Origin of the sequence: Marinobacter sp. S6332, assembly GCF_023016045.1 — a bacterium.
Classification (GTDB): Bacteria; Pseudomonadota; Gammaproteobacteria; order Pseudomonadales; family Oleiphilaceae; genus Marinobacter.
Window position 1 is genome coordinate 498,191 of the sequence record NZ_JALKAP010000001.1, and the last position, 26,429, is coordinate 524,619.

Here is a 26,429-nt window from a genome sequence, read left to right on the forward strand (position 1 = left end):
GTCAAAGCGTAAGGCCTCTTTTCTATAGTCTTCAGCATATGTCGCAAGTAGCTAGAGCGGATACTAAAGGCGACGCAGGCCGAATAAAAAAACGGTTTAACCAAGCCACCCCTACAACAAATGCTCAATCGGCAAAAACGAAAAAATCGAAACCAGCATCCGCTTGAACAAACCGGTTCCCGGATCATGGCTGTAACGAACCTCTTCGTCACCATTGCGTTCAATCCACTGCAAATCGTCCGAGCCATCCAGCACCACTTCGTAAGCGGTTATCCGGGCCTGTTCTTCAAAGTGGCCTTCCATCATCTGGGTCAGTTCCGGGCTCTCAATCACAAAGCCTAGCTCAGTGTTGATATGAACCGAGCGGGGGTCAAAATTGAATGAACCCACAAACAGCCTTTTGCCATCCACCGCAAAGGTTTTGGCGTGTAGGCTTGATGAGGAGCTGCCCATCAGGTTGTCTTGCAGTTTACGTTCCACCGACTCTTCGCCCGGCACTTTGCGTAACTCAAAAAGTTGCACGCCGGCTTCCAGCAGCGGCTTGCGGTACTTGGCATAACCGGCGTGAACCATGGCTACGTCGTTGGCTTCCAGAGAGTTGGTGAGTATGCGCACGTGAACGCCTTTGCGCTCCAGACGTCGGAATATCTCTACCCCGGCCTTGGTGGGGATAAAGTAAGGCGAAACCAGTGTTATCGAGTGTTCGGGGCTGCCCATAGCTTCGGCTAACTGTCGGCTCATGGACCCGTTCTTTGGCTTTTTTCCGAGTACTTTGGCCGGATCGTCGCTGACCATGGAAACCGGCGCCCATATAAACCCTAAGTTGCCCTGTAACAAGTTCTTCAGTAACGCAGATTCCGCCACCGCACACACGTATCGGCTAGCCTCGGAGCTGGCACTACACTCCCTAGCGGTTCCCACAACTCTGGCCATGTCACCCTCTGCGGCTTCCGGCAGAATGAGTGCTGCCGGATAGGCAGAAGCACTTGACCAATAGCGGTCAAAATCATCAGAAAGCTCACTGACTACGGGGCCTATAGCTAACACATCAAGGTCAGCAAACAGGGCGCCCGAGCCTGCACCAAAATACTCGTCCGCAATGTTGCGCCCGCCGATGATGGTGGCCTGATTGTCTGCTGTGAACGATTTGTTGTGCATGCGGTGGTTCAGGCGCGGAAAACTGGTAAGGAAGCCTATCCACTTGGGGTTGCGCACCACAAATGGATTAAACAGCCGCACCTCAAAATTCGGATGGGTGTTCAATGCGGCCAAAGCGGAATCCAGCCCGGTAATGCCGTTGTCGTCTAGCAAAAGGCGAACCCGCACACCTCTCTCAGCAGCCCGGTAGAGCGCATCAAGCAACATGGTTCCGGTGATATCGTATTGCCAGATGTAATACTGCACATCCAGAGTCGCTTCTGCACCTTCGGCCAGTAGGGCACGGGCAACAAACGCATCGTGGGCGTTTTCCAGCAACACTATTCCGCTGTCTCCCGGGTGTGCCTGCGCCAAAGGAGCAATTGCACGTCCCAGCCGGGTATCTGCGGTTTGTTCACTGGGTACCGAGTGGCTTTCAGTGCGATCGGTCATGGGAGGTAGAGCGCACCCGCCAATGGCCAACAGTATAGCCAGAACAGCCACCACTCTCGGAAAATACTTTCCGGGTCGGTTTATCAATTGAATGACTCCTTTTTGATCAAGTCTCTACCCAAAACGCAGCCGCTCTTTTCTATCCTATGCGTCGATGCGTAGTGCATAAATATCTTGGCAACCTCCTTCATCTACAACGAATTTAGTGGCCACCGTCACAGCGTACAAAAAGTAACGCAATACCAGTTGGGCATTTTGTGCTGGGCCGTAGACTCCCCAGCATTCATCGAAAGTTAAGGACTATTTCGAAATGCTCAGAAACAATCTGATAGGCGTATTGGCTGCACTGATTATGGCAGGCTGTGGTGGAAGTGACAGCAGCAATGAGGTCGAAAGCGGAAGCCAGATCGAAAGCGGAGGCGAGACCGAGAGCGGAGGCGAGACCGAGAGCGGAGGCGAGACCGAGAGCGGAGGCGGGACCGAGAGCGGAGGCGAGACCGAGATCAAAACGGGCGCCAAGGGCACGGGCTCAGTGGCGGCAATGGTATTGGAACCCTTTACAGCAGCAGCAGCGTCAACCAACTGCACTTCAACGTAGAGGCGATGTTCCGTCCCACCGAGGCAACCTTGACGTGCCGACGCGACGGTGTGGATATTGAGCTAACTCAAACAACCTTTGACGGCCAAATTCCTGAACTGCCCCCCGTGGCAGTTGTAGGGCACACCCGCTTGATCAACCCTGGAACTGCCTGATTCCATACGAGGGGCACCTAAGTCTCGCATTGTGTGATTCTGACAATAACAATCAAAGCTGGAATTACGATGACAATGACAGACTGAGAAATGCAGGTAACGGAAAGTGCCTGGACTACGATTATTCACAAGACCGTGTGCTGATGTGGGGCTGCCACAGCAGCGGTAACCAACGGTGGGAAGGCATACAAAAAACCGATAGTCAGATACTGAATGCGTTGCCTGGAAAGCTTATACAGGTGCTTCTCGACAAATAGCATGTACAGAATGAGCTGGTTCAACAACAGCCCACGCCTCCTGACTAGAGGATAAGCGAACCAGCTCTTCTCCAGTTATTTTGACCTTGGTCAAATCTATAGTTATAAGCTTATTCCATCGTTTAACCTTTCGACCTGTTAAGAGTATGGTTAAGGCTGCCCCCTTACCGTATTGCGACTTCAGGAGAAAACGCGATGAGGCTGTTACTGGCTGCACTTCTCATAACCTTCGGGTTGAGCTTTCACGCTTCAGCGGAAGAAGCTCTATCCCTAACCCCGCAAGAAACCTACGATCTGGTTCAAAAGCAAGGCGATCAGATGTTGTTCGTTGATGTGCGGGACCCGGTCGAAATCATGTTTATCGGTTTCACCGACGTTGTGGACAAGAACATTCCCTTCATGTTGGCCGATCGCAGCACGTTTCTTGCTGATAAAGGCCGGTTTGCCATGACCCCCAATCCGGATTTTGCTGCCAGTGTTGAGCAGGCATTGAAGGATAAAGGGCTTAACAAAGATGCATTAATCGTAACCATGTGCCGCTCAGGCTCCACCCGTGGCAAGCCCAGTGCGGACTACCTGCTGGAGCGCGGTTTCACCAACGTAAAGTACATCGATCACGGCTTTCAGGGCAGCGGTTCAAAAGAAGGTGAAAAGTCCGGCATGAGAATTGTAAACGGCTGGCAGAACGATGGTTTGCCCTGGTCCATGAAGCTTAACCCGGAAAAGATATACCAGCCCTGACAATAGCTATACTCACAGGGCACAGGCGATTCCTTAATCTGATAAAAATATGGAGGACGTCATGGCCAAGCTAATCATGGCTTACCCAGCTAAATACCTTGTGGTAAGCGGGCTGGCCGCCCTGCTGATGTTTGCAGGCACCCCCGGTTGGGCTGCGATCGAGCGTAGCCCTGCCACTGCCGATCATAGCAAGTTCAAATCCCTCAAAGGCCCGTTTGAAACCGCCAGTCAGGTAACTGAAGCCTGTCTCGAGTGCCACACCGAGGCAGCCGGGCAAATTAAAGAAACCACCCACTGGACCTGGCTCTACCAGCATGAAGAGACCGGGCAAACCTTGGGTAAAAACAAGGTTATCAACAGCTTTTGCGGTATGGCTGTTACCAATGAGCCTCGGTGTACTTCCTGCCACGTAGGCTATGGCTGGAAGGATATGAACGAGCCCCCACCAGAGGCGGACTCCGCCGTGGATTGTCTGGTGTGCCACGACACCACCGGCGATTACTGGAAATTCCCGACTCTCGCTGGCGACCCAACCTATGTACCCAGAGAATGGCCCAAAGGCAGCGGTAAAATAGTTCAGCCGCCAGACCTACCCAACATCGCCCAGAACGTTGGTGCTACAGGCCGCGAAAACTGCGGTAGCTGCCACTTCTATGGAGGCGGTGGCGATGGTGTAAAACACGGCGACCTCGACTCTTCTTTAATATCGCCTGATCGCTCACTCGACGTACACATGTCACCGGATGGCGCCAATTTCAGTTGTTCTGATTGCCACTCAACCTGGGGTCACAGTGTTTCTGGCAGCCGCTATCAGGTGAATGCCAAAGATACCTTGGGCATTGATATCCCCGGGCACACAGACCTCAGCCGGGCGAGCTGTGAATCCTGCCATGGCCCTGCCCCCCATGAGAAAGAGAAACTGAACGATCATGTGAACAAAGTTGCATGCCAGACTTGTCACGTACCCGCCTTTGCTCGTGGAGGTGTACCAACCAAAATGTGGTGGGACTGGTCCACTGCTGGTGAACTCGACGAAAACAGTAAACCCATTGTCACCTACGATGCAGATGGCCATGTGAGCTATCTAAGCGAGAAGGGTGACTTCCGCCACGGTGAGAACGTGGTGCCTTATTACGCCTGGTTTGATGGCACCGTTGAATACACCATGGTGGAAGATCAGTTTGATATTGATAACCCGCCGCTTGAAATCAATCGACTGGACGGCGAACCAAACGACCCCGGCTCCCGCATCTGGCCATTCAAGCTAATGCAGGGCAAGCAGCCTTTCGACACCGAATACAAAACCCTGTTGGCCACCCACGTATTCGGCGCTGATGATTCCTCTCTCTGGAGCAATTACGACTGGCCAAAAGCCCTGAAGTTTGCCAGTGAAAAGTCGGGGCTGCCGTTCAGTGGCAACTTCGATTTTATAGAAACTCGAATGTACTGGCCCATTACCCACATGGTGCCCACCGCCGATCAAGCTCTGCGCTGTGGTTCCTGCCATACAGCAGAAAGCCGCTTAGCAGGTATTGGCGGTATCTATATGCCAGGGCACAGCGCCAATCCATGGCTCAATCGAATCGGTTGGCTGGTCGTGTCTCTAACCCTTGCCGGGGTTGTGATTCATGCCCTTGCCCGCGTGGTATTCAGAAGGAGGAAGCAGTCATGAGCCGGGTAATGATCTTCAAACGCTTTGAACGCTTCTGGCACTGGTTTCAGGCCTTGCTGATTTTTAGTCTGCTGATTACTGGCTTCGAGATACACGGCAGCTATTCACTGCTGGGCTTTGGTGATGCCACACGACTGCACACCATCGCCGCCTGGTCACTGATTGTGCTTTGGCTGTTTGCCATCTTCTGGCACATCACTACCGGTGAATGGCGCCAGTACGTGCCCACACGCGACGGGTTGTTTGCGGTAATGCACTACTACTTGATTGGCACCTTTACCGGTGCCGAGCATCCATACCGAAAAACCAGCAAGGCCAAACACAACCCGTTGCAGCGTTTGGCATACCTGTTCTTCAAATTGGTGATCTCACCCGTCATCTGGGTCAGTGGTCTGTTGTATCTTTTTTACAACGATTGGCCCGCCGTGCTGGCAGGAGCGCTCAACCTTGAAACCGTAGCACTGGTCCACACCGCAGCCGCCTTTGCCATGCTGGTATTCATTATTGCCCACGTATATATGACAACGATGGGACACACTCTCACCAGCCACATCAAACCTATGGTGACCGGCTATGAGGAGCTAGACGAGCCTGCGGAAAAGCCCTGACAAACTGCCTCTTCGCTGACTAAGCAGCCACAAAAAAGCCGACCCTTGCGTTAAGCAGGGTCGGCTTTTTCTCGTCTTACCAAAAGCCAAAAAGGGCTTAGAAGGTAAAGGTACGCATGGCCGGGTTCAGCATCTGGCCAGCCATTTCCGGTGGTGTAGCAACGCCTACACCATCAAGGAGATCGCTCTTGCTGTATTCACTGTTAGGCAGGTAAAGAGCGCAAACGTTGGCAACGCCGCCTTGCTTTAACAAACCACGCAGCATCTGTCCGGGGGTTACGTCTTTCGGCTTTAGAGCCGGGGCTTCATAGCTTTTCAGAGCCAGATCACCAGCTTTGTCACACAAGAGTACATTCACCTTGGCACCCTGTTGCGCCATGGTGTTGGAAAGCACCATCGCCATGCCCTGAGTTTGCAGGGATTCGCTTGAAAGAATCACCAGTACTTCCTCAACCATTTTCTGATCTCCTGCCTGAGCGCTGATAGGGGCAACAGCAACCACGGCCGCTGCGACAAGTGCTTTGAGTGATTTCATCATTAGTAAGTGCTCCTTTATCGGTTTTATCGTCGGTATAGCCACAGAGTAGGTGCTCACCTAACCAGGGTCAGTGACAAAGTCACCCTCGCGGGTGATTAACTCCCACCAAGTACAGTTCATCCATATCACCGAATGAGCAGCCGCCCCATATTCCCAATAAATATAACCATAGAACAAATAGTTTGTTAGTATTTGACGCATCTCAAGAGAAAGCCAAGCTTCCAAATAATGACAAGAGGTTTTGAGGTATGAATAACGCCACTGCAGAAGCAAGCAAAGAAAAGCAGCACACCGTGGTTATTGTCGGAGGCGGAGCCGCGGGTATTTCCGTAGCATCCAGCCTTCACAAAAGAGACAGTAGTCTGGACATAGCCATTATCGAACCGTCTCAAACACACCACTACCAACCGGGATGGACTATGGTCGGCGGAGGTATATTCAAGCCGGAAGCAACTTCCAAACCTATGGCTGCCGTTATGCCCGGCTTCGCCTCCTGGTACAAACAGTCTGTGCTCTCCATTGGTGAAGAGCACAATCAGGTAGTGCTGGCAGATGGGTCAAAAATCGGCTACCAAGCTCTTGTTCTAGCTCCCGGGCTGGAATTGAACTGGAGCGGTATTGACGGTTTAAAAGAGTCACTGGGCTCGAACGGTGTCTCCTCAAACTATCAAGAAGGCATGGCCAGTTACACATGGGCAACCGTGCAGAACCTGAAAAGCGGCCGAGCTCTTTTCAGCCAACCACCCATACCCATCAAGTGCGCCGGAGCACCGCAGAAAGCCATGTATCTGTCTTCTGATTACTGGCTCCGGAACAGCGTCCTGAACAATATAGACATTCAGTTCCACAACGCAGGCGCTGTGCTCTTTGGTGTTCCCGATTACGTTCCAGCGCTAGAGGACTACATAGAGAAGTACGGTATTGAGCTGAATTACCAAAGCACTTTGGTGGCCGTGAATGGTCCGGCCCACAAAGCAACTTTCCGCCGAACAGACCCGAACGGCAACACCGAAGACCGGGAAATTGGCTTTGATATGCTGCACGCCGTGCCACCCCAACGTGCCCCGGAATTCATCCGGGATTCCAAGCTTGCCAATGAAGGCGGCTGGTTGGATTTGGAAGACGACACCCTTCGCCATAAGCGGCATACCAATATTTTCGGCTTGGGGGATGTGAGCGGCACAGGTAATGCAAAAACAGCCGCTGCCATTCGCAAACAGGCTCCGGTCGTTGCCGAAAACCTACTCGCAAACCTGCGTAATCAGCCCATGAAAGCGGCCTATCTGGGTTATGGCTCCTGCCCACTAACCGTAGAAAACGGCCGTATCGTTCTGGCGGAGTTTGGCTACAACGGAACGCTGCAGCCCACGTTTCCAAGCTGGATAAACGACGGCACCAAAGCCACAAAAGCCGCCTGGTATTTGAAAGCCAAGCAGCTACCGGCATTATATTGGCACGTTATGCTCAAGGGCCATGAGTGGCTGGCTAAGCCCGCACGCCGCTAGACCCAACCGGCAACAGCTCCGTTGCTTCGGCAATAGGGCTGTTGCCTGAGCTGCTCTATTAACCAAAGACTGCCCTGAGTTAATCAGAGATTCTCTAGCGCTGCGGCCGATCACTGCTATTATCTTATATCAAGAAACTCAATTCTGGCTGGCCTGTCGAACACGCCGTTGTACACACTTGCCCGGTTCACCAAATGTCACAAAATATTAAATCGCGATCTGCTAACATTTCATTTGCAGGCTTCTCCAAGGATCCCGAATGAGTGTGACGGAAAATGAGAAAAGACGACTCGCGGCAGTCATTCGGCTCGGGATTCTCGACACCCAGCCAGAAGAACGGTTTGAGCGCCTTACCCGTATCGCTCGCCAGCACTACCGGGTCAAAGTCGCTTTGTTTTCCGTACTGGATAGCGACCGCCAGTGGTTCAAATCCCGTCAGGGGCTTGAGGATATTGAAACGCCACGATCGATAGCATTTTGTGATCATGCCATACGGCAGGATCATGTTTTTATTGTGGAAAATGCCGCTCAGGATCCGCGCTTTTGCAACAACCCTCTCGTACTGGATGACCCAAATATCCGCTTCTATGCTGGCGTACCGGTGCGCGAACCTAGCGGCTTCAAAATCGGGACCTTGTGCATCATTGACGACAGGCCTCGACAGTTCTCCGAGAAAGACTTGGATGTGCTCCGCATTCTGGCAAGCATAGTGGAGGAAGAGTTAGAGCGCTCGTATATTGAGTCGGATAAAAGCAAATATGTGCCTGTATCCCAACTCAACCGCGCTATCCACAATGCCCAGAATGTATTCCTCACAAGCGACAACGAAAGCTCGGCGTTCAGCCAGATGCTCAACGATCTGCTCACCTTAACGGGCAGTCAGTTCGGGCTTATTGGCGAAGTACTGCATAAGAGCAACGGCACACCCTTTCTCAAGGTTGGTGCCATTACCAACATCGCATGGAACCCGGAAACCCAAGCTCTATATCAGGGTTTGGAGCGTCGGGGCATGGTTTTTGATCGTCTGGACAATATTCTCGGGTTACCTATGGTGTCCGGTGAGATCGTTATCTCCAACGATTTATCGCAGGACCCAAGACGCGGTGGCCTGCCTGCCGGGCACCCCGCTATCGATACTTACATAGGTATCCCGGTATTTTCCGGCAAGACCCATCTTGGGTTGATTGGTCTGGCTAACCGGCCCGAAGGCTACACTCAACAACTGGCAGACGAGCTGGCACCGCTCTCACAAACCCTCGGCCATCTTATTGAACGCAAGCGCCTGTATGCAGAAAAGGGAACCCATAAGAAAGATCTTGAGTTGGCAGCGAATTACGACGCGCTAACAGGCCTACCCAACCGCCAACGGCTTACTGAACTGTTTGAACAGGAACTTTACGAAGCCAGACAAAGAAATGGCCAAGTGTCTGTGTGCTTTATCGATCTTGATGGTTTCAAGAGCATCAACGATGAGCACGGCCATGCCGTAGGTGATGCTGTTCTGAAATCCGTGGCTGCAAAGCTACAGGCCACTGTGCGCAGTCACGATATCGTAGCCCGTTTAGGCGGTGATGAGTTTGTGGCTATCCTGCGGGATGTAGGCGATGAAAGGGTATACGCACGCCTTCTTGATGCCATCCGGCATCCTATTAATTTCAAGCACCATGTACTTCAGGTGTCCGGCAGTATGGGCGTTACCGTGTTCCCGGACGATGACGCTGATTCCGATTTGCTGCTTCGCCATGCAGATCAGGCCATGTATGCGGCCAAAGAAATCGGTAAGAATTGTTTCAAGGTATTCGACCTTCGATCACATTCGTCCCGCAAAGAACGGGTTAGAGTGTTGGAACAGATGGATACGGCCCTGCGCGAACAACAGATGGAGTTGTACTACCAACCCAAGATCTGCTACCAACATCACTGCGTGAACGGCTTTGAAGTGCTTATCCGGTGGAACCACCCAAGCGAAGGCGTTCTCAGCCCGGCGCACTTTCTAGAGCATATTGAGTACACAGAGTATGCGCGCACCTTGGGCAACTTTGTGATTCGGGAAGCGGTAAAACAGCTTCTGGAATTTTCCAAGCAGGATCTTCCTTACACTGTGAGTATCAATCTAAGCCCATGCCACTTCTTAAGCCAAGAGTTCGAGAACGATTTGTCCAGTGCGCTGGAGGACTGCCCAGACGAATTGCGCGCCCGCCTCATTCTGGAGATTCTTGAAACCACTGCGATGGACGATACGGAAGCCGCTCTGAGAAACTTGAAAGCCTGTCGCGAACAGGGAGTGGATATTTCTCTGGATGACTTCGGAACCGGGTATTCATCGCTGGATTATTTCCGTCGGCTGCCTGCACAAGAAATAAAAATTGACCGCTCGTTCGTAATGGACATGCTGGTAGACACAGACGACAGCATGATTGTCAGTGCTATCGTTAGCCTGTCAAAAAGCTTTAATCGACGGCTCGTTGCCGAAGGCATTGAAAGTGCAGAGGTTGAAAGCAAATTAATAGAGCTTGGCTGTGATTTGGGTCAGGGTTTTTTCTATAGCAAACCCCTGCCACTTCCGGAAGCCCTGCGTTGGGCAGAGAATTTCAGGTGGGAAAACAGATTTACGGCTTAATGCCAACCGCGTAGAAAACGCGATAAAGGAGAATAAAACATGATTGGATACGTCACCATTGGTGTCAGCGATATGGAAAGAGCCAAGAAGTTCTACGTTGAGCTTCTTAGCGGTATGGGTGCAAAGCTTCTTGTGGACATGGGGCGCATTGCGTTTATTGGTGAAAGCATGAAAGGCCCCTCGTTAGCTGTTTGCACACCCTTCGACGGGCAACCTAACCATCCCGGTAACGGCAATATGCTGGCATTCTGGCCGGGCTCTAAAGAGGCGGTTGATGCTTACTACAAGAAAGCCATAGAGTTGGGTGCAACCTGTGATGGTGAACCCGGGCAGCGTATCCCAGACCAGTTTTACGGTGCCTACCTGAAAGATCAGGACGGCAACAAAATGGCGTTCTTCCACTTCGGTTAATCCGGAACGCCGCAAAACAGAGACCGTTCTATTCGGCGGTCTCTGTTTTCAACCACCACTCAGGCAATAACCCCCGAATCTGTGGCTGCGTAAAGCGGTCGTCTATAAGCCAGATCACCCCACGATCCTCCGGCGTGCGAATAACCCGTCCGGCAGCTTGCGCCACTTTCTGCAAGCCCGGAATTAAATACGTATAGTCATATCCTGCGCCGAACCGCAGATGCAGCCGATGTTTGAGAATCTCATGCCAGGCATCAAACGGCGGTAGGCCCAAAGTAGCCACAAACGCGCCAATCAACTGCTCGCCTGGTAAATCGATACCTTCACTGAACACGCCTCCCAACACTGCAAACGCCACACTGCCGGATTCTTCCCGGAAGCCTGCCAGAAACTCACTGCGCTGCTGCGGATTCATTCCCGAATGCTGTGAACGCTGAGGTACATCGGGGGCATTACTGGCCAAAGCTGCACTCACTTCATTCAGATATTTAAAGCTACTGAAAAAAGCCAAGTAGTGCCCGGGGCGCTCCCGGTATTGATTCGCGATCAGTTCAGAAATTGGCTTTACCGATGCTTCGCGGTGCGCCTGTCGGGTGCTGATCTTTGGTGTGAATTGCACCTGCAACTGATCAGCACTGAAGGGGCTGGGCAGCGAGATGAACCGGCTGTCCTCCGGCAAGCCCAGCAGATCCCGGTAATAGATGCCGGGGCTTAATGTGGCGGAGAACAGCAAGACGGAAGCGGCGGCGTGGAAGCGTTCTCGCAGGAAGTCTGCCGGGATCAGATTCTGGATGGTGATGCTGGCTCGGCCCCGACCTGCGCGGCGAAATTCGCACAGGGAATGATCACCAAAGGAGTCCGCCAGCTTCATGAAGGCGACGGATTCGAACAACACTTCCTGCAGCGCCAAATCTGGCGGATTGTCTGCAAGGTAATCAGACAACCCGGATACCAACCCTTGCAGGCTGCCGATCAGTGCAGCGGGAAGCTCATCGAGAAATACTGGCGTGTCGCCTTTGTGGGAATGATCACGAATAACTCCCTGCCAAGCTCGGGCTGTGCGATCGAGATGCTGCTTCAAAGCCTTGGGTGCTGTTTTTCGGACGTTTAGAAGCCGCTGTTGATCAAGTTGTACCGAATACATGCCACGGCCGCGATCCACCATATTGTGGGCTTCATCCACCAGAACGGCGGTTTTCCAATTGTTCTGCCGCGTGAGGCCATGGAGCAGGGCAGACTGATCAAACATCCGATTCACATCACCAATGATGACATCACACCAGCGCGCCATTTCCTGGGCCAGAAAATAGGGGCAGATGTCATGGCCTGCGGCGATTTTTGCCAGCGCTTCCTGAGTGAGCGTTATGTCCATCTGCGCGGCTTCGGCACGGGCGTCTGGCAAGCGATCAAAGAAGCCTTTGGCCAGAGGGCAGGAATCCCCATGGCAGGCTTTGTCGGGGTGTTCGCAGGCATCGGACTTGGCCACCAACTCCAGTGTGCGCAAGGGCCAGATGTGCGGTTCCTCCTGCGCGGCTCGCAACCGTTTTACTGCATCCACCGCCAGTTGGCGAGCGGTGTTTCGGCAAGTGAGGTATGCCAGTCGGTCGTGTTTTGCGGCGGGCATGGCCATAAGGGCCGGGAACAAGGTGCCCAGAGTTTTACCCAGACCTGTGGGTGCTTCTAGCAGCAGGGTTTCGCCTTTTACGGCGTTTTTATACACGGTTTCGGCAAGCTGCCGCTGGCGGGGACGAAATTGTTCAAACGGAAAGCGCAGACCCGCAAGGCGACTATCCCTCTGCTCCCGGTGATGGGTTTCCTGCTCTGCCCATAACCGATAACGCCCGCACAGGATTTCCAGCTCCTGCCACAACTCCTTGGCAGTGGCGGTTTCAGTCACCGGTGTTTCTCGGTTGTTGCCAATGTTGAAATACACCAGCGATAGCTTCAGGTTTTTACGGTTTTCCTGCTTACAGAGCAGGGCACCGTAAGCTCTTAGTTGGGCCCGGTGCAACGCCCGTTGGTGTGGCCGGATTCGAGAAAGATCGCCCCGGTGGGTTTTAATTTCCTCCAGCAGGCCGGAGTGGGGGTTATACACATCGGCCCGGCCATAGAGCTCCAGCCCCATGCATTCACCGGTAAGTGAATACTCGCTTTTGTAACCATACCCGCGTTTACCCTGAATGGCCTGATGGGCAAGAATACCCTCTTCAGCGCTGGGAGCCGGGGTGTAACGAAAGTCCAGATCACCTTCCCGAGCAGCAAACTCGCAAAGGGTTCGGACCGCCACCCTCATGTTCTTACCTCGCTGTCTTGCCAGCGCAGATAACACACGCTGGCGGCAATTCCCTTGTGGGCAAAAAAGTGCAGCCAGCGGATTTGATGATCCTGTAGTCGGTCACCCGGCCCTTTTACTTCGATCATTTCATAACTGTGGCGATCTTCGCCTATTTGTGCCGAAAACCTAACAAGATCAGGAAAACCGCTGCGATTTTCTCGGATATTCAATAAGATCCGCTCAAACATTACCTGCAAATCTACGGCGGGAATTCTATCCAGTGCCAGCTTCAGCAATTCTTCATCCATTGCGGGCCATATAACAAAAGGATTGGTGATGCCCTGTTTGGCTGCGTAGGTATCCAGGATTTTCTGGCGATAACTGCCGTTCTTTTGCGCAACGAAGCACTCATCAAATGACGCTTGCCGACGACTTACAAAATCCTCCCGAACCAAGTCTGCGGGGCCGGTATGAAAAGGATGAAAAAAGGCACCGGGAACCGCTTTGAATATTGCGGGCCAGAACAGCAAGCCGAAAAGGCCATTGATCAGCGTGTTTTCTACATAGAGCACCGGTGCCTCAGGCGTAGAAAGGTGATCCCGAACTACCATCTCAACCGAGTCACCGGTTTGTGGCAGGGTCAATGTGAACTCCCGGATAGCAGGAGGCACCGAGGCGGGCGGACCCGGCTCGCCTACCTTTTTCGCCAGCCGCTTAACAATTCGAGCTAAGCCCTGAGCTTCGGCATCGTTTAGTTCTTCATTTCCCCAACGAGCAGCGATAGCCCAGGCTTCCTCAAAACGTTTCAACCGCTCTAGTAGCCGCAGCTGTTTTAATCTCGCCTCGCGATGACCACTGGCCGCCAGCGCTTGCAGTGCCAGTTCCCGATCACCCTGACGTTCCGCCTGCCGCCCCAGCTCTAGCAGTAGGCGATCACGGCGACTGGTTAGCCAAGGGTTGTTCGTGGCTGCGGGAGTATTGGCCCAAACCTCAGCAGCGGGCACGCCTGCATCCAGACTCTCGCGACAGTGGTGCATGGCCAAGTAACTATCCACCTCGCTGCGCTGAGAGAACGCCCGTGATTCAGGGGTAAACTCCACCTGCTCATAGCGATGATGACCCAACTCCACCAGCACAAAATCCGACCAACTCTGGCGTAAGTTGCCGAAGAACATCAGGCGAATGCGATCGAACAACGCCATGTGGCTGACCCGCACCACCGGGGAAAACACGTCATCAAACCAATCCGCCAGCCTGCGAGTATCGGTAAAGGTTTTCTGCAGGGCTTCCTTCATCCGTGCCTTTGGCAGGCTTTTGGCTAGACCAGCTTGCTCCAGCATTGGTGAAAAAGCCGTGCGCAGTTCAGCCAAAGTGAACAGACGGAAAATGTCATCCAGAGTCAGCAGAGGATCAGCATCCAGCCAGCCATCGGAAATCAGCTCGTCAAGCGCCTCCGCTTCCGGGCATCCCAATTCCGGGTAATTTAGCTTGTCGGTGCGAAACAGGTCCCCTGTGCGCATCACCATGCGGGTCAGCAAAGCGCGGGCAGCGCGAGGCAACTCAAAAAAACCGCGCATGCAGGCACGTTCTGCTTCGATCAGTAAATCCGAGTGGTGGTTAGCCACCCATGAGACGACCGTTTCCATGTTTTGCAGGTAGTACATGGGGTTTTCGAGATCTGCCGAGGCGGGCAGAGAAACCCGAACATTCTTGCTCATAATGGCACTGTAAGACCTTGTTGCCGGGCTTTAGCAACTGGAGTTTAGTGAACGTTCCCGTGAAATTGCGCTAATTTTCCAGCTTGAAGCTTAACGCCCTCAAGAATTGACTCACTGATACGAGATGGAAAATCGTTTGGTAACAAGGCCTCCACAAGACTTATAGCCGAGGGCATCTGCTCCAAGGTTTCTTCAAGCAATTCGCTCGCCCTTTCGCTGGAATACCCCACTTGCTTCGCGGTACTTATGAAATGCCTGGGCTCAATACGATCCCAATGGTAATGGCGATTTCGCCCCTTTACTGACATCGCCATTTTCGCTCTTTGTGGCGCCAGGCTGCCTTTTTTCATGAGCGGATATGCTGAAATCACGTCGTAGAGAGGTGTCATACGGTAGGCTGAGTGAGGCTCAATAAACAGGCTGAAGTTCTTGGCATGACCATCAATTGCAGCAAGCAACCAAAACACTATTTGTGCCTTGAAGAAGGCTTTACGGTCCTTGTTGGCTTCCTGTGAGCCAAGAAGAAGTTTCATTCCATCATGAATCCCCGGCCCGCCATCACTTTCGTACTTGATGGCGGGAGCCACCCCTAGCGCTTGGCAGAAGTCTTCCTGTGGCAACCGCATGAGCCAGCTGGAATCTTTTGACCAGCGACGATCAAAGCGCTCTACAATCAATACCTTCTGATGCCCAAACTGACCAAGTTCTGCGTTAGCTGTTGGCAAGCCAAAGGCTTTCAGGAGCTGCAGGCAAAGCCACTCGTTCTCACCACTTTCCCGAAGGTCGATATTGCTGTGCTCGAGAAAGCCAATAGGCAGTTTGAATATGTGACTGGTGGGCGTGCTATTTGTAGGGAGTTGCCAATTGTCTTGATGCCATAACAGCGCGGTTTTTTCCTGGGCACCGGCCAAAGAGATGCGAAAATCATTGTTCCGCGCCATTCCCAAAGGTGAATTCTGATAGTCGCCCAGAAGCTGTTCAATTTCCGTGGCGCCCAAGGGTTCCGCCGTCACAGTCCGAACATCTGGCACCACCGAATTCTGCGGATACAGCTGAATAGCACCAATACAGTCACGGCCAACGCTTGCCAACAGATCGAACGGATGGCGCGTAGCCGCTTTGAAACGCGCCTGCATTCGAGATCTAATGGCTTCGGAATCCGGCAGCAAGTTGTCAAAAAAATTAAAAACCAACGCCCCTCGATAGGTCTTTGGCGATAGCGGTAATGAAAGTGAAATGGCTCGGGCGCCAGGTTGATTCAGCCAGACGGGATAGTACTGAAAAGCCATGGCACCGGAGCTTTCCAGCGTTAGCCTCCCTACCTCAATACCGTTCAGGGCCACGCTCAAGTCAGACATGCACACTCACCATTCTTCATTCCAGCCGCTCGCCGGATCCGGGGCCCCACGCTCCACCACACGCAGCTCAAGATCAAGGGCGGAAAGAAGCTTGAACAGGGTCTCGATTCGGCTTTTATCCGGATGATTCTCGAAACCTGAAACAGTGGCCTGCTTTACCCCCACCTTGTCCGCAGTGGCTCGCTGACTGAGCCTTTGGCGACTTCTGGCATTTTTTATTACCGTAGCCAGCGCTTCAGAAGATGTAACTTTCATAACTATACCCACTAGAGGATTAATTGAGATATATACCCTATAGGGGATAAAGTCAATTTAACCCCCTACAGGGGATTAAACACTCACAACCAGCCGTTCCAGAATTTTAAGCACCATAGGTTTGCGCTATCTGTTTCTCTAACCACATGCGGTAACCTGTAGCATCGGAATTGCCTCAGATACCAAACAGGGAAGCCCATGCCCGAACACGCTGCCATAACCCCCGGCTTTCACGCCGTTCACGCCAACCATCTGGAAGACCTGCGCCGGGCGGTGGTGTTTATCTGCCAGCAGAACCCGTTGCCACCGCTGCAAAGCGAAACCTTTCTGGTGCAGAGTAATGGCATTGCCCAGTGGCTGAAGCTGGCGCTGGCAGAAAAGCGTTCGGAAGACGGCAGTGAAGGCGGGTTGGGCATCGCCGCCGGTATGGATTTTTTGTTCCCGGCGCGGTTTATCTGGCAAGCCTACCGGGCCGTACTGCCGGATGGCGAGGTGCCGGAGCAATCCCCGTTTGATAAGCGCAGGCTGGTGTGGCGGCTTTATCGACTGCTGCCGGAACTGGTGCATACAGACGAAGTATTCAACCCGCTGGCGCGCTTTCTGGAGGGTAGCGACACGGATTTGCGGGCGTTTCAGCTGGCGGAAAAAGTAGCGGATCTGTTTGACCAGTATCAGGTGTTCCGCGCCGACTGGCTGGCTGCTTGGGAACAGGGCCGGGATGTGGTGATCACCGCTCGCGGCGAGGAAAAGCCGGTTGAGAAGGAAACGCTTTGGCAGCCATTGCTCTGGCGCAAGCTGGTGGAAAACACAGGCGCGGAAGCCCACACCAGCCGATCGCAGATTCACACGCGGTTTATGGCCGAAGGCCAGCGTATCACTGCGCCTGCTCACCCCAGCCGTTTGCCCAAACGCATTGTGGTGTTCGGGGTTTCCTCGCTGCCACGTCAAGCGCTAGAGGCTCTATACGTTCTCAGTCGATTCAGTCAGGTGGTGCTCTGCGTTCACAACCCGTCGCAGTTTTACTGGGCCGATATTATCAGTGACCGGGAACTGCTGAAAGCCGAACGTAAGCGCGGCAAAGTCCACCAAACACTGTCGAAAATTGAAGATCCCGATCAGCTGCACCAGCACGCCAATCCTCTGCTGGCCGCCTGGGGTAAACAGGGCCGGGATTACATTCGCCTGCTGGATGAGTTCGATAATCCCGATGAGTACCGCGCCAGTTTCCAGACCCCGGATCAGAAGATCGATATCTTCTCCGAACATGGCTCTGATCAGGCACCGTGTTTGCTACACCAGCTCCAGAACGACATTTACAACCTGACGCCGCTTCAGGAAATCCGGGATGAACAGCGTGAACTCGATCTGGCTCACGACCACTCCATAGCCTTCCACGATGCCCACAGCCCACAACGGGAAGTGGAGATTCTGCACGACCAGCTTTTGGCGGCGCTCAACGCAGATACCACACTGCGCCCCCGGGATGTGATGGTGATGGTGCCGGATATCAACGTCTACGCGCCCCACATTCAGGCAGTGTTTGGTCGCTATACATCAGGTCTCAAGCGCCACATTCCGTTCACCATTTCCGATCAGGGCCAGCGCCACCATGAGCCGGTTCTGATTGCCCTGGAAACGCTTATGTCTCTGCCCCGCAGCCGCTTCGGGGTGAGTGAAATCGTCAGCTTGCTGGAAGTGCCCGGGGTTCGCGATCGTTTCGAGATTGCCGAAGAAGAAATCCCTTTGGCGCGGCGCTGGGTAGAAGGCGCCAACATCCGCTGGGGTCTGCACGGTGCGCACCGGGAAAGCCTGGAGCTGCCTTCCGGTCTGGAGCGCAACACCTGGCAAGCTGGCCTGCGCTCCATGCTTTTAGGTTACGGCATGGGCGACGACGAGCCTTGGGCCGGTGTTCAGCCCTACGGCGAAATAGGCGGCCTGCAAGCCAGTTTGGCAGGGCGCCTTGGGGAGTTTGTGTTCCGCCTGGAAACCTTATGGCAGGAGCTGCAGGAACAACGCACACCGCAACAATGGGAAGAGCTTTTCTCGGCCATGCTGGAGCAGTTTTTCCACAAGGTGGAAGGGCATGATTTGTTGCTGCTGAACCGCTTTCGCCGGCAGCTGGAGCAGTGGCTGGAAGACACACTGGCCGCCGGGTTGGACAAGCAATACTTACCCTTGAATATTGTGAAGGACGTATTGCTGCAAGGCCTGGATGAGGGCGGTCTGAATCAGCGCTTTCTGGCGGGCAAGGTAAATTTCGCCACATTGATGCCCATGCGTGCGATTCCCTTCCGCAAGGTGTGCCTGCTGGGCATGAACGATGGTGACTATCCACGCTCTCGGCCGCCGGTGGATTTTGATCTGATGGCTCAGGATTACCGCCCCGGGGATCGTTCCCGCCGGGAAGACGACCGCTACCTGTTTCTCGAAGCCATGCTTTCTGCCCGCGAACAGCTTTATATCAGTTGGGTAGGGCGCAGCATCAAAGACGACTCAGAACGGCCGCCCTCGGTATTGGTAGCCCAGCTTCAGGATCATCTCGACAGCCTGTGGGCAGTGGCGGGGCAGCCAAATAAAGAGGTGACGAAAGTGCTGACCACTCAACACCCGTTGCAGCCGTTCAGTCGGGATTATTTCCCTAAATCCAATGGGTCAGAAAACAGCCCGGAAGAAACCGCCAAGCCACTGATTGAGGTACTGCAAAGCCGAAGCCTGTTCACCTACGAGCGGGAGTGGCGCAGCGCCCATGGCGTTGAAGCCGACGAACTCGCTCAAACCCCATTGCCCTATCAAGCACCGGAAGAGCCCATCAGCCTGAACGATCTGGCCGGCTTTCTGAAAAAGCCCATCGACACCTTCTATCAACGCCGCCTGCAAGTGCGCTTTGATGAGGTGGAAGACGAAGACACCGACAACGAAAACTTCGACCTGAACGGGCTGGACCGCTGGCGGCTGGATAACGAACTCATTCAGCAAAGCCTGCTCAAAGCCAGCACCGAAGAAGAACTGCACGAACGATTGGAAACCACGCTGGACAGCATGGCCCGGCGCGGCGACCTGGGTATGGGTGTTACCGAACACCGCCTGCGCACTGAATTGTCCGGGCGCTTGCCTAACCTGTTCGGGCGCTACCAAAGCGCCTTGGCAGAATGGCCGGAAGCGGTGACTGAGCCTTTGGTCTTCAACTACACCTATGAAAATGCCAGCAGAACCCTGGAAGTCGCCGACCTGATTGATGGCCTGCGCCGCAATGCCAATGGCGATCTGTGTCGGCTGGTGGTGGCCAGCTCAGGTTTACTGACCGGCTCCGGCTCTAGCAGAAAAGTGCGCTACGCCAACCTGATTCGGGACTGGTTGATTCACCTGGCCGGGCAACTTAGCGGGCAACCGTTTTCAACGCTGATTCTGGGCAAGGAAGAAGACCGAAAATTCACCTTCGCCCCCATGGCCACCGAAACGGCCAAACAACACTTCGACACAGTTTTGAAACGCTGGATGGAAGCCACCACCCGGGCCTTGCCGATTCACTGCGACGCCGGTTTTGCGTGGGTCACCAGTTACTATGGTGGCAAGAAATACCTGAGCAATCACGAGCGCGCCATAGAAGAAGCGGAAACGGTTTATAACACCGCCCTGAGCCGGGACACCGGCTACCTGCGCGGTGCCTTCGAAACCCCCGAATCACTCATGGCCAGTGGCGAATTTGAAGCGCTCCTGCACGATCTGTATGTACCCCTGTGGGAAGCAGAGCAGGACAAGTCCGCGGCAGAACAGATTGAGAAGATGGCATGACAGAGCAATCAGGCAACCGAAACCCGAATCTCGACCCGTTAACGCTGCCCCTGAACGGCAGTGCGCTGATTGAAGCCAGTGCGGGTACCGGCAAAACCTTCACCATCGCCATCTTGTATGTGCGCTTGGTGCTCGGCCACGGCCAGACAGACCCAAGCCCGTTGCAAGACCTGCTGCCGCCAAATCTGCTGGTGGTGACTTTCACCGAAGCCGCCACCAAAGAACTTCGGGACCGTATCCGCACCCGGCTCACCCAGGCCGCCGAGGTATTCTCCGAGCACGCCGCCGACCTTGAGCCAGCACCGGAAACGGCACTTATCCACAAGCTGCGGGACGACAGCTATCCAGACCCTGCCAGCTGGCCCGATTGCCGCAAAAAACTGCTACTCGCCGCCGAGTGGATGGACGAAGCCGCGGTGTCCACCATCCATGGCTTCTGCAACCGCATGTTGAGCGAGCACGCCTTCGACAGTGGCAGCCTGTTTAAACTCACGCTGGAAACCGATCAGAGCGAGTTGCTGGATGACGTCGCCCGGGATTACTGGCGCACCTTTGTGTATCCGCTGCCGCCAGCGCTGATGGATGAAGCGCTGAGTCACTGGAAAACCCCAACGGATCTGCGTGCCGCCGTGCGCAACCTGATTGGCGATCCCGAAAGTCTGGGTACGCCGCCTGCGGATGTTCACAACGCTATTGATCAGGTGGTCACCGAAAGAGAGAACCAATCCAACGCGCTGAAACGCTACGACTGGGCCAAATGGCAAGGTGAAGTCACTGACCTGCTGAACGATCTCAACAAGAGCAAACGGCTGCACGGTGGCAGCAAGAACGCCATGCTGAAAGTGTGGGACACCTTGGTGGATTGGGCCAGCTCCAACGATTTGTTGCCAGAAAAACTGGATTCCGCCGCAGGCTTCAAAAACCAGACCCCCGAAGGGCTGGATAACATCCTGAAAGGTGACGACCCGGCCCCTCACCATCCGGCGTTCGATGCCATCGAGGAGCTGATCGAATTCGGCCAGAATCAGCCCAGCGCGAAATCCGACATTCTGCGCCATGCCAGCCACTGGATTGCCCAGCGGCTGGAAGATGAAAAGCAGAAACGCTCGGAAATGGGCTTCGACGACCTGCTGACCCGGCTCGACGACGCGCTGCAAGGCCCCCGGGGCGAGCAACTGGCCGCCACCATACGCCGCCAGTTTCCGGTGGCGCTGATTGATGAATTTCAGGACACCGACCCGGTGCAGTACCGGATTTTCGACCGCATCTACCGGGTTGAAGAGAACCATCCGGACACCTGCCTGCTGATGATCGGCGACCCGAAACAGGCCATTTACGGTTTCCGGGGTGCGGATATCTACACCTATCTGCAAGCCCGCCTGGGGGTGCAAGACCGCACCTATACCCTGGGGAAAAACTTCCGCTCTGCACAAACCATGGTGTCTGCCGTCAACCGGGTGTTCGAATACAGTGACCAACACAGCCAGGACGGTGCCTTCCTGTTTGGGCAGGGTGATACCTCACCACTGCCGTTTCAGGGTGTCGCTGCCAACGGCACCAAGCGGGTGTGGTCAATAGACCAAGAGCCACAACCAAGCTTGATTTTCTGGACTCACGAATCCGGCGATACCCACAAAGACGGCAGCCCCAAAGCCATCGCAAAAGGCACCGCCACCACCGATATCGCCGAAACCTGCGCCAGTGAAATTGCCCGTTTACTCACGCTGGGGCAGGCCGGGAAAGCCGGATTTGTGTTGCTGGACAACCCGAAGGATCTGGAACCGGTTAGCCCACAAGACATTGCCGTGCTGGTCAACAACCGGGATGAAGCCGCTGCCGTTCGCGATGCGTTAGGCCGCCGGCGCATCAAAAGTGTGTACCTGTCTGACCGGGGCTCGGTACTGACGTCGCCGGAAGCAAAAGAAGTCTTGTCCTGGCTGCGAGCCTTTGCCGAACCCCGGCAACTGGCTTACATCCGGGCTGCGCTGGCGACTCCGACACTGAGCCAGTCCTGGCAGGCAATGAACCAACTGCTCAGCGACGAACTTGCGTTGGAGCGGGAAATAGAACGGTTTATCGGTTATCAACAGCAGTGGCACAACCAGGGCGTGCTGCCCATGCTGCGTAGCTTCCTGATGGATTTTGAGGTGCCCGGGCGCCTGCTACGACGGCCCGATGGCGAGCGCCGGTTAACCGACATATTGCACATTGCCGAGCTGCTGCAACAAGACAGTCTGCAACTGGATGGCGAACACGCCCTGGTGCATCACTTCACCCAGATCCTGCGCGCCGCAGACGAGGAGGACGAACATCGCACCCTACGCCTCGAAAGCGATGCGGCTCTGGTGAAAGTCATTACTGTGCACAAATCCAAAGGCCTGGAATACCCTCTGGTGTTCCTGCCGTTTGGCACCGCCTACCGGGCCCAAAGCGAGAAGCAGTCGTTTGTCAGCTACCACGACTGCAACAACAAACTGATTACCGTGTTCGACCCCGATGCCGACGACGTTGCCAAAGCCGATCAGGAACGCCTGGGCGAAGACATCCGCAAAATCTACGTGGCCCTGACCCGGGCAAGGTTCGCCACCTGGGTGGGCGCCGCCGCCCTCGATAACTGGCAGCAAAGCGGGCTGGGTTATCTGATTTCCGGGAACGGGGCTGACAACATCAGCCAGTGCCTGGATGCCTTGGCTGAAGGCAAGCCGGAGATTTCGGTTACGCCCCTGCCGGAACCGGAAGATACGCTCTATACCCCACAAGCCCCTGAAGCTCTTGGACCCGCACTGGCTTCCAGCCGGGAGGCACGGGAAGACTGGTGGATTGCCAGCTACTCCTCACTGGAATACACCGGGCTTTCTGGAACAGGCATAGCCTTCACCGGAGAAGTGGAAGACGCCGAAACCCAGAACCTTCTGGAAGAGGGCGCCCACAACCCGGAAGACGAAGACACAGCGACTCTGCTCAGCCACAGCCTGCACAGCTTCCCAAAAGGTGCAGCGCCAGGAACCTTCCTGCACGATCTTCTGGAGTGGTGCGTACAGCAACAAGGCCTGCAACAGGTTGTGGATAACCCGGAACACTTGCGTGAGCAGCTCACCCGCCGCTGTAGCACACGGGGCTGGAGCGACTGGGTAGATACGCTTGAACACTGGATACTTGCGCTCATTCGCCAGCCGCTGCCGTTAAACCGTAACGGCGCTGAAAGCGCCAGCCTGGCGAGCCTGAGCACCCTGCGCCCGGAACTGGAGTTCTGGTTTGAGAGCCGTAACGTAAGCACCCGAGCCATGGACAAACTGGTGACTCAACACACCTTAAACGGAGCGGACCGGCCGCAAGTGGATGCCGGGCGCTTCAACGGCATGCTGAAAGGCTTTATCGATCTGGTGTTTGAACACAACGGGCAATATTACGTTCTGGACTACAAATCCAACTACCTTGGCGATAACGACAGCGCCTATACCGATCAGGCCATGGGCGAGGCAATTCTGGAGAAGCGCTACGACCTGCAGTACATCCTCTACCTGCTGGCTCTGCACCGTTTACTGAAAGCCCGTCTGCCAGATTACGACTACGAGCAGCACATAGGTGGCGCGGTGTATCTTTTTTTGCGGGGCGTGAACGCGCCGGGGGCAGGGGCGTTTACCGACAAACCACCCAGAGAGTTGATTGAACAACTGGATGCCATGTTCGATGGCAAGACAGTCTCCGGGGAGGTGGCGGCATGAGCAAAAACCGGAATACCGACAACCAGTTTGCCTTTGATCTGGATGAAGCCGCTGATGTGGATAAAACATCTTCTGCATCTTCCAGCCAAGACTCTGGCCTGACCTTGGATAAGACCGAAACGGTTCTGGCGCTCCTAAATAGCTGGCAGATGGCTGGCTGGATTCGACCGCTGGATGTGCGCTTTGCGCGGCTGATTCAGGATCTTTCGGAAGAGCAGGGCGAAGCACCGCAACCGCTGGTTTTGTTACTCGCGGCCCTGACGTCTCACCAGGTCGGCCGCGGCCATGTGTGTGTGGATCTGGCCACTCTACTGGCCGATGCAGATAATACGCTTTCACTGCCACCGGAGGAATCCGGCGGTGCTCTCTCCGCACAAACCAGGGGCGTTCTGCCTGGCTCATTGGCAGAGCAGGAAAACGCTGATGGCAACTTCAATAGCCCCGGACATGTTCTGGCCCGAGTATCCACCCAGCAATGCATGGCCGCTCTGGACAACGCCCTTGCAGTAAGTGATGGCTCACATACTACGCCACTGGTATTGAGTGGTACTCGGCTCTACCTGCGCCGATTCTGGCGTTACGAACAGCAGATTGCTGCAGGTATTCTGCAGCGTCTGGCGCTGCCATCTACCCTGGCTGACCCGTCTTCAGATGCGGCCTCAACGCTCAGCAAATCTCTGGACGTTCTGTTTAAACCTCAGGGTTCTGCGAGTCCCGCTGCGGATTACCAGAAGCTCGCCTGTGCCCTGGCCGCCCGCAACCGTTTTGCCGTGATTACCGGTGGCCCCGGCACCGGCAAGACCACCACCGTGGTGAACCTGTTGGCTGCCCTGCAATCCGTCGCGGGAGAATCCACCGAGCGCGATGGACGCAAATACCGTATCCGCCTGGCAGCCCCCACAGGCAAAGCCGCCGCCCGGCTGAACGAATCCATCGGTGGTGCCGTCAGCCGTCTACCTCTCGAGCAGTTACCAGGACAGGTATCTCTGGCAGACATTCCCACCAAAGTAACCACGCTTCACAGGCTTCTGGGCAGTCGCCCGGATACCCGCATATTCCGCCACAACCGCGATAATCCGCTGCTGGTGGATATTCTGGTGATCGACGAAGCGTCCATGGTGGATCTGGATATGATGGCGTCGGTGTTCGACGCCCTGCCCGCCAACGCCCAACTAATTCTGTTGGGCGACAAAGACCAACTGGCCTCGGTAGACGCCGGTGCTGTGTTGGGTGAACTCTGCCAACGCGCGCCAGACGGCCACTATCTGCCAGAAACTGTGCAATGGTTGAAAGCCATAACCGGCACCGAGATTCCTGCAAGCCTGCAAAACGCCAAAGGCCAGCCGCTGGATCAGGCCGTAGCCATGTTGCGCAAGAGCTACCGCTTTGCCGAAGGCAGTGGCATTCGCCAACTGGCCGAGGCCGTTAACACCAATACTTTGAACGACAGCATGCTTCAGCAGGCCTGCAGCGCCAGTTTTGAGGATGTGGTGTGGCTCAATAGCAGTACCAACAAACCCTCGCTGGAAGACACCCAGACGCTGATCTGCCGCCATGCGGTCAGTGGCAGCCCAGAAGCATTCCACAATAACGGGGAAGGGCGAATCGGTGGCAACAGCCAGCCCCTGCCGCCACCCGTAGGCTATCGTCACTACTTGTCGCTGATGCAGAGCCACAGTCTGGATGCTAACAGCACAACAGAGCAGTGGGACGAGTTGGCAAGATCCGTATTGGAGGCCTTCAGTGATTTTCAGGTGCTCTGCGCCCTGCGCCGCGGCCCTTGGGGTGTAGAAGGCCTGAACGAGCTGATCGCCCACCACTTGCTGGCACAAAAGCTCATTCCTCGAGCCGAAGGCTGGTACGCCGGACGGCCAGTTCTGATTACCGGAAACGATTACAATCTGGGCCTGATGAACGGCGATGTGGGCATTACCTTCAGTTTGCCCCAAGCCACTGACGCACAAGCCAGCGACGAACAACCGAAACCCTTGCTGCGCGTGGCCTTTCCCGCCAGTGATGGCAGCGGCGATATCCGCTGGATATCACCCAGCCGGCTGCAGCAACTGGAAACCGTGTATGCCATGACGGTGCATAAATCCCAAGGCTCAGAGTTCAATCACACCTGCCTGGTGCTGCCGGATCGCCTCAGCCCGGTGCTCACGCGGGAGCTGGTGTACACCGGCATTACCCGTGCAAAGAACTGGTTCAGCCTGATTACCGGTGATGCCAGTGTGTTCAGTGAGAGTGTAGAGCAGCGTGTGGTTCGGGCCTCGGGGTTGGCTTTGGTTCTTGCTGGGTCTGGCGTCGGTTAGCTTGGGAGTTTTGCGTTACTGGGGAAGAGCCTCCCAAAAAGCGCCCGTGAATACGTCCCTGTAGGGCTCGACTGCAGCCATCCTTGGCTGCAGACGTTTTTGGGAGGCTCTTCCCCAGCAACGCAATCCGGCTCTTTGCCAAGCCCGGAACTTTTCAAGTAAACCCATTCATTTTCTGCAAGTACAGCTAAAAACCAGATGCTTTTAAGGTTCAATCACTTCAAGAAAAGCGGCATAACACTATTGTTAGGGCTTGTCTCCGGTGGCAGGGCTTCCGAAAACCTGGAGCGCCAAGGATG

16 protein-coding genes are annotated in these 26,429 nt (G+C 54.8%); 10 read left to right on the plus strand and 6 right to left on the minus strand.

Annotated features, from left to right (window positions below):
• Positions 1-111: 111 nt before the first annotated feature.
• Entirely contained in the window at positions 112-1,674 is a 1,563-nt protein-coding gene (locus MWU62_RS02250) for a phospholipase D family protein (protein ID WP_247113306.1), read from the minus strand.
• A gap of 226 nt (positions 1,675-1,900) precedes the next feature.
• Between MWU62_RS02250 and MWU62_RS02255 the strand changes: the two genes are divergently transcribed.
• The 4 genes from MWU62_RS02255 (at position 1,901) to MWU62_RS02270 (ending at position 5,621) form a co-directional block, all read left to right on the plus strand.
• Positions 1,901-2,188, plus strand: a complete 288-nt coding sequence (locus MWU62_RS02255) for a hypothetical protein (protein WP_247113221.1) — start codon at positions 1,901-1,903, stop codon at positions 2,186-2,188.
• Positions 2,189-2,795: 607 nt separating this feature from the next.
• Positions 2,796-3,341, plus strand: a complete 546-nt coding sequence (locus tag MWU62_RS02260; RefSeq protein ID WP_200363719.1) for a rhodanese-like domain-containing protein — start codon at positions 2,796-2,798, stop codon at positions 3,339-3,341.
• Positions 3,342-3,402: 61 nt separating this feature from the next.
• Positions 3,403-5,013, plus strand: coding sequence for a tetrathionate reductase family octaheme c-type cytochrome (locus MWU62_RS02265; protein ID WP_247113222.1), 1,611 nt, complete (start codon positions 3,403-3,405; stop codon positions 5,011-5,013).
• The gene (locus MWU62_RS02270; protein WP_247113223.1) at positions 5,010-5,621 is read left to right on the plus strand and encodes a cytochrome b/b6 domain-containing protein; all 612 of its coding nucleotides are present in this window, start codon (positions 5,010-5,012) and stop codon (positions 5,619-5,621) included. Before MWU62_RS02265 ends, MWU62_RS02270 begins: the two co-directional genes overlap by 4 nt.
• Before the next feature lie 97 nt (positions 5,622-5,718).
• Here the strand turns inward: MWU62_RS02270 and MWU62_RS02275 are convergent, their stop codons facing one another.
• A complete protein-coding gene (locus MWU62_RS02275) occupies positions 5,719-6,159 on the minus strand; it encodes a hypothetical protein (protein ID WP_247113224.1) in 441 nt (146 codons plus the stop codon).
• Between the two features lie 248 nt (positions 6,160-6,407).
• Between MWU62_RS02275 and MWU62_RS02280 the strand changes: the two genes are divergently transcribed.
• The 3 genes from MWU62_RS02280 to MWU62_RS02290 all read left to right on the plus strand — a co-directional run bounded on the left by MWU62_RS02280 (position 6,408) and on the right by MWU62_RS02290 (position 10,695).
• The gene (locus tag MWU62_RS02280) at positions 6,408-7,664 is read left to right on the plus strand and encodes an FAD/NAD(P)-binding oxidoreductase (protein WP_247113225.1); all 1,257 of its coding nucleotides are present in this window, start codon (positions 6,408-6,410) and stop codon (positions 7,662-7,664) included.
• Between the two features lie 259 nt (positions 7,665-7,923).
• Complete coding sequence (locus tag MWU62_RS02285; RefSeq protein ID WP_247113226.1) at positions 7,924-10,284, plus strand: GGDEF and EAL domain-containing protein; 2,361 nt, start codon at positions 7,924-7,926, stop codon at positions 10,282-10,284.
• A 39-nt stretch (positions 10,285-10,323) separates the two neighbouring features.
• On the plus strand, positions 10,324-10,695 hold the full coding sequence (locus MWU62_RS02290) for a VOC family protein (RefSeq protein ID WP_200363729.1): 372 nt from the start codon (positions 10,324-10,326) through the stop codon (positions 10,693-10,695).
• A 28-nt stretch (positions 10,696-10,723) separates the two neighbouring features.
• On the opposite strand, the gene MWU62_RS02295 is transcribed toward MWU62_RS02290, so the two are convergent.
• Genes MWU62_RS02295 through MWU62_RS02310 form a run of 4 tightly spaced genes read right to left on the minus strand, consistent with a single transcriptional unit; the run spans position 10,724 to position 16,301 of the window.
• Positions 10,724-12,988 (minus strand): ATP-dependent DNA helicase, encoded by a 2,265-nt coding sequence (locus MWU62_RS02295; RefSeq protein WP_247113227.1) that lies wholly within the window; start codon positions 12,986-12,988, stop codon positions 10,724-10,726.
• A complete protein-coding gene (locus MWU62_RS02300) occupies positions 12,985-14,688 on the minus strand; it encodes a VRR-NUC domain-containing protein (protein WP_247113228.1) in 1,704 nt (567 codons plus the stop codon). Before MWU62_RS02300 ends, MWU62_RS02295 begins: the two co-directional genes overlap by 4 nt.
• A 44-nt stretch (positions 14,689-14,732) precedes the next feature.
• Positions 14,733-16,046 carry a type II toxin-antitoxin system HipA family toxin gene (locus MWU62_RS02305; RefSeq protein WP_247113229.1) on the minus strand — a complete coding sequence of 438 codons (1,314 nt, stop codon included), beginning with the start codon at positions 16,044-16,046 and terminating at the stop codon, positions 14,733-14,735.
• A gap of 6 nt (positions 16,047-16,052) precedes the next feature.
• Positions 16,053-16,301 (minus strand): helix-turn-helix domain-containing protein, encoded by a 249-nt coding sequence (locus tag MWU62_RS02310; RefSeq protein WP_247113230.1) that lies wholly within the window; start codon positions 16,299-16,301, stop codon positions 16,053-16,055.
• A gap of 198 nt (positions 16,302-16,499) precedes the next feature.
• Here MWU62_RS02310 and recC point away from each other — a divergent pair, with 198 nt between their 5' ends.
• The 3 genes from recC to recD are packed head-to-tail and all read left to right on the plus strand — an operon-like array spanning position 16,500 to position 26,130.
• Positions 16,500-20,093: an exodeoxyribonuclease V subunit gamma gene (gene recC / locus MWU62_RS02315; RefSeq protein ID WP_247113231.1), complete on the plus strand. Its 3,594-nt coding sequence runs from the start codon at positions 16,500-16,502 to the stop codon at positions 20,091-20,093.
• A complete protein-coding gene (gene recB, locus MWU62_RS02320) occupies positions 20,090-23,818 on the plus strand; it encodes an exodeoxyribonuclease V subunit beta (RefSeq protein WP_247113232.1) in 3,729 nt (1,242 codons plus the stop codon). Before recC ends, recB begins: the two co-directional genes overlap by 4 nt.
• Complete coding sequence (recD, locus tag MWU62_RS02325) at positions 23,815-26,130, plus strand: exodeoxyribonuclease V subunit alpha (protein ID WP_247113233.1); 2,316 nt, start codon at positions 23,815-23,817, stop codon at positions 26,128-26,130. Before recB ends, recD begins: the two co-directional genes overlap by 4 nt.
• Positions 26,131-26,429: the final 299 nt, after the last annotated feature.

What these genes read in the sequence shown, in the direction of transcription:
- MWU62_RS02305 (WP_247113229.1), bottom strand. Translation starts at nt 16,046, where the DNA reads ATGTCTGACTTGAGCGTGGCCCTGAACGGTATTGAGGTAGGGAGGCTA.
- MWU62_RS02260 (WP_200363719.1), top strand. Translation starts at nt 2,796, where the DNA reads ATGAGGCTGTTACTGGCTGCACTTCTCATAACCTTCGGGTTGAGCTTT.
- MWU62_RS02275 (WP_247113224.1), bottom strand. Translation starts at nt 6,159, where the DNA reads ATGATGAAATCACTCAAAGCACTTGTCGCAGCGGCCGTGGTTGCTGTT.
- MWU62_RS02280 (WP_247113225.1), top strand. Translation starts at nt 6,408, where the DNA reads ATGAATAACGCCACTGCAGAAGCAAGCAAAGAAAAGCAGCACACCGTG.
- MWU62_RS02300 (WP_247113228.1), bottom strand. Translation starts at nt 14,688, where the DNA reads ATGAGCAAGAATGTTCGGGTTTCTCTGCCCGCCTCGGCAGATCTCGAA.
- recC (WP_247113231.1), top strand. Translation starts at nt 16,500, where the DNA reads ATGCCCGAACACGCTGCCATAACCCCCGGCTTTCACGCCGTTCACGCC.
- MWU62_RS02290 (WP_200363729.1), top strand. Translation starts at nt 10,324, where the DNA reads ATGATTGGATACGTCACCATTGGTGTCAGCGATATGGAAAGAGCCAAG.
- MWU62_RS02295 (WP_247113227.1), bottom strand. Translation starts at nt 12,988, where the DNA reads ATGAGGGTGGCGGTCCGAACCCTTTGCGAGTTTGCTGCTCGGGAAGGT.
- recD (WP_247113233.1), top strand. Translation starts at nt 23,815, where the DNA reads ATGAGCAAAAACCGGAATACCGACAACCAGTTTGCCTTTGATCTGGAT.
- MWU62_RS02285 (WP_247113226.1), top strand. Translation starts at nt 7,924, where the DNA reads ATGAGTGTGACGGAAAATGAGAAAAGACGACTCGCGGCAGTCATTCGG.
- MWU62_RS02255 (WP_247113221.1), top strand. Translation starts at nt 1,901, where the DNA reads ATGCTCAGAAACAATCTGATAGGCGTATTGGCTGCACTGATTATGGCA.
- MWU62_RS02265 (WP_247113222.1), top strand. Translation starts at nt 3,403, where the DNA reads ATGGCCAAGCTAATCATGGCTTACCCAGCTAAATACCTTGTGGTAAGC.
- recB (WP_247113232.1), top strand. Translation starts at nt 20,090, where the DNA reads ATGACAGAGCAATCAGGCAACCGAAACCCGAATCTCGACCCGTTAACG.
- MWU62_RS02310 (WP_247113230.1), bottom strand. Translation starts at nt 16,301, where the DNA reads ATGAAAGTTACATCTTCTGAAGCGCTGGCTACGGTAATAAAAAATGCC.
- MWU62_RS02270 (WP_247113223.1), top strand. Translation starts at nt 5,010, where the DNA reads ATGAGCCGGGTAATGATCTTCAAACGCTTTGAACGCTTCTGGCACTGG.